The sequence below is a fragment of the Mycobacterium sp. E3247 genome, from assembly GCF_001667785.1.
GTDB lineage: Bacteria > Actinomycetota > Actinomycetes > Mycobacteriales > Mycobacteriaceae > Mycobacterium.
In genome coordinates this window covers 1-3,508 of the sequence record NZ_LZJG01000048.1, presented here as the reverse complement: position 1 = coordinate 3,508, position 3,508 = coordinate 1, and the positions used below count along the sequence as shown (strand labels likewise).

Sequence of the window (3,508 nt, the reverse complement as noted above, 5' to 3'; positions counted from 1 at the left end):
GTCCTGAACACGATGTTCGACGAGGAACACGACGAACTGGTGCTGGTCAAGGAGATCCCGCTGTACTCCACCTGCGAACACCACCTGGTGTCGTTTCACGGTGTGGCGCATGTCGGCTACATCCCCGGCGCCGACGGACGGGTCACTGGTTTGTCCAAGATCGCGCGACTGGTCGACCTCTATGCCAAGCGGCCACAGGTGCAGGAACGGCTCACCAGCCAGATCGCCGACGCCCTGATGAAGAAGCTCAATCCGCGCGGGGTGATCGTCGTGATCGAGGCCGAGCACCTGTGCATGGCCATGCGCGGCGTCCGTAAGCCCGGCGCGGTCACCACCACCTCTGCGGTACGCGGGCTGTTCAAGACCAACGCCGCTTCTCGAGCCGAAGCGCTCGACCTCATCCTGCGTAAGTGAGTCGCGCCTGTGCAGGTTATGGGAGTTCTGAACGTCACTGACGACTCGTTCTCCGATGGCGGCCGCTATCTCGATACCGGTAACGCGGTGGCGCACGGACTGGCGCTCGCCGCGGACGGCGCGGACATAGTCGACGTCGGCGGCGAGTCGACCCGGCCCGGTGCCGCGCGCATCGATTCCCGCGTCGAGACTTCCCGGGTGATTCCCGTCGTCAAAGAGCTTGTGGCGGAAGGGATCACGGTAAGCATCGACACCATGCACGCCGAGGTCGCGCAAGCGGCGTTGCAGAACGGCGCGCGGATCGTCAACGACGTGTCGGGCGGGCGGGCCGATCCCGCGATGGCGCCGTTGCTCGCCGACGCCGGCGTGCCCTGGGTGCTGATGCATTGGCGCTCGGTGTCGGCCGACCGCCCGCACGCGGCCCCGCATTACGACGACGTGGTGGCCGAAGTGCGCGCCGAGCTGTTGGCCAGCGTGGACGCCGCCGTCGCGGCGGGCGTCGACCCCGCCAAGCTGGTGATCGACCCGGGTCTCGGGTTCGCCAAGACGGGGCAACACAATTGGGCGTTGCTGCGCGCGCTGCCGCAATTCGTCGCCACCGGAATCCCGGTGCTCCTGGGCGCGTCGCGCAAACGGTTCCTCGGTACGTTGTTGGCCGGGCCGGATGGCTCGCCGCGTCCGCCCGACGGCCGCGAGACGGCGACGGCGGTGATCTCCGCGCTGGCGGCGCTGCACGGGGCATGGGGTGTCCGCGTGCACGACGTGCGGGCGACGGCCGACGCCCTCAAGGTGGTGGAGGCGTGGGCGCAAACCGAAACGCAGCAGACCGAGCTGGCTGGAGACGATGGCTGATCGAATCGAATTGCGGGGGTTGACGATTCGTGGGCGACACGGAGTTTTCGAACACGAGCGCGCCGACGGGCAGGACTTCGTCGTGGATATGACGGTGTGGATCGACCTTGCCGGGGCCGCTGAAAGCGACGAACTGGCCGACACCTACGACTACGGCGCCCTGGCCCAGCTCGCGGCCGACGTCGTGGCCGGGCCGCCGCGCAACCTGATCGAAGCGGTGGGCGGCGAGATCGCCGACCGGGTGATGCAAGACGAGCGCGTCCACGCGGTAGAGGTGGTGGTGCACAAGCCGCGGGCACCCATTCCGCAGCAGTTCGCCGACGTCGCGGTGGTGGTGCGACGGTCGCGCCGCGGCGGCCGCGGTTCGGTGGTCCCGGCGGAGCGGCGCATATGACATGGGTGGTGCTGTCCGTCGGATCCAACCTGGGGGACCGCCTCGCGCGGTTGCAGTCGGTCGTCGACGGGCTGGGCGAGAAGGTGCTTGCGGTGTCGCCGGTGTACGAGACCGACCCGTGGGGCCGGGTCGATCAGGCGCCGTTTCTCAACGCGGTGCTGATCGCCAACGACCCGGCGTGCGACGCGCAGGGCTGGCTGCGCCGGGCCCAGGAGTTCGAGCGCGCGGCCGGGCGGGTCCGCGGTGAGCGCTGGGGCCCGCGCACCCTCGACGTCGACCTGATCGCCTGCTACGACGAGGCGGAGGTGACCTCCCGCGAGAACAATCTGACGCTGCCGCACCCGCTGGCCCACCTGCGGGCTTTCGTCATGATCCCGTGGCTGGCCATCGACCCCGACGCCCAGCTGACCGTCGCCGAGGGTCCGCGGCCCGTCGCGAGCCTGCTGGCCGAGCTGGACCCGGCCGACCGGGAAAGCGTCCGGCTGACCAGCCTCACACTCGACCGGGCGGGCAGGCCGCCGGCCGACCCGGAACCGGAAACCTGATGGGACCGACCAGAAAACGTGACCTGACGGCCGCGGTGGTCGGCGCTGCGGTGGTGGGTTATCTGCTGGTGAACGCCCTCTACCGGTGGTTCCCACCGATCACGGTGTGGACGGGCCTGTCGTTGCTCGCGGTGGGCGTCGCCGAGGCGCTGTGGGCGCGCCACGTGCGGGCCAAGATCAACGACGGCGAGATCGGCGTCGGCCCCGGCTGGCTGCACCCGCTGGCCGTGGCGCGTGGCCTGATGGTCGCCAAGGCGTCGGCCTGGGTGGGCGCGCTGACGCTGGGTTGGTGGGTAGGGGTGCTGGTGTACTTCCTGCCGCGGCGATCCTGGCTGCGGGCGGCCGCCGAGGACACGACCGGCACCGTGGTCGCGGCCGTCAGCGCACTGGCGCTACTCGTCGCCGCGCTGTGGTTGCAGCATTGCTGCAAGTCGCCGCCGGATCAACCCGAGCACGGCGAGGGGGCGGAAAACTAACCCGCTGCTCACACCCCCGCAACCCGCGTGAGAATCGCCGGAGTAGGGCGACACGCGGATTGACCTCGCGCAGGTACAGTCAGGCCATGACCGTTCTGTCCCGCGGCGCCCGGGTTCGGCGCGGCGGCCGCAGGCCGGGGTGGGTGCTCTTGACGGCGTTGCTGGTCCTTGCGATAGGGGCCAGCTCCGCGCTGGTTTTCACCAATCGGGTGGAACTCCTCAAGCTCGCTGTGATCCTGGCGCTGTGGGCCGCAGTCGCCGGTGCCTTCGTGTCGGTGCTGTACCGCCGCCAGAGTGACGCGGACCAGTCCCGCGTCCGCGACCTGAAGCTGGTGTACGACCTGCAGCTCGACCGGGAGATCTCGGCCCGGCGCGAGTACGAGCTGACCGTGGAGTCCCAGCTACGCCGCGAGCTGGCCTCCGAGCTGCGCGCCCAGGCCGCCGACGACCTGGCCGAACTGCGCGCGGAGCTGAGCGCGCTGCGCACCAGCCTGGAGATCCTGTTCGACACCGATCTCGCCCAGCGGCCGGCCCTGGAGAAGCCGGAGACCGAGGCGGCGCCCGAGCGCGCGTACAGCGAGTGGGACCGCAACGGCGAGACCCCGCGCGACGCGCCTTACGACTGGGTGGCCAGCGACCGGGTCACGTCCGCCCCCCAGGACAACGCGACCGGCCGCGCCGACGAAACGGCGATCATCGACGTCCCCGAGGAACCGCTGTTGCCGCCCCGGCAGCCCCAGACCCAGCCTCAGCCCCGCCGGGAGCGGCCCCATTACCAGTACGAAGCGCCGCAGGAGCCGCCGCCGCCCTCCCAGCCAGAGCCGGCG

General features: G+C 70.4%; 6 protein-coding genes. All 6 read left to right on the top strand.

Features of this window, described 5'->3' with window-relative positions; genetic code table 11:
- The coding region (gene folE / locus A9X04_RS02155; RefSeq protein WP_067917292.1) for a GTP cyclohydrolase I FolE at nt 1–414 on the top strand (414 nt) is incomplete at its 5' end.
- 18 nt (nt 415–432) lie between these two features.
- A complete protein-coding gene (gene folP / locus A9X04_RS02150) occupies nt 433–1,266 on the top strand; it encodes a dihydropteroate synthase (RefSeq protein WP_067917290.1) in 834 nt (277 codons plus the stop codon).
- Entirely contained in the window at nt 1,259–1,660 is a 402-nt protein-coding gene (gene folB / locus A9X04_RS02145; RefSeq protein ID WP_067917288.1) for a dihydroneopterin aldolase, read from the top strand. The genes folP and folB overlap by 8 nt, the downstream gene beginning before the upstream one ends.
- Nucleotides 1,657–2,205 (top strand): 2-amino-4-hydroxy-6-hydroxymethyldihydropteridine diphosphokinase, encoded by a 549-nt coding sequence (gene folK / locus A9X04_RS02140; protein ID WP_067917286.1) that lies wholly within the window; start codon nt 1,657–1,659, stop codon nt 2,203–2,205. Before folB ends, folK begins: the two co-directional genes overlap by 4 nt.
- Nucleotides 2,205–2,681 (top strand): DUF3180 domain-containing protein, encoded by a 477-nt coding sequence (locus tag A9X04_RS02135; RefSeq protein ID WP_067917284.1) that lies wholly within the window; start codon nt 2,205–2,207, stop codon nt 2,679–2,681. Before folK ends, A9X04_RS02135 begins: the two co-directional genes overlap by 1 nt.
- 86 nt (nt 2,682–2,767) lie before the next feature.
- Nucleotides 2,768–3,508, top strand: a 741-nt coding sequence (locus A9X04_RS02130; RefSeq protein ID WP_369828909.1) for a DUF6779 domain-containing protein, incomplete at its 3' end; no start/stop codon positions are given.

Excerpts from the sequence above, each read along its gene's own strand:
- folK (WP_067917286.1), top strand. The coding sequence starts at position 1,657 with ATGACATGGGTGGTGCTGTCCGTCGGATCCAACCTGGGGGACCGCCTC.
- folB (WP_067917288.1), top strand. The coding sequence starts at position 1,259 with ATGGCTGATCGAATCGAATTGCGGGGGTTGACGATTCGTGGGCGACAC.
- folP (WP_067917290.1), top strand. The coding sequence starts at position 433 with ATGGGAGTTCTGAACGTCACTGACGACTCGTTCTCCGATGGCGGCCGC.
- A9X04_RS02135 (WP_067917284.1), top strand. The coding sequence starts at position 2,205 with ATGGGACCGACCAGAAAACGTGACCTGACGGCCGCGGTGGTCGGCGCT.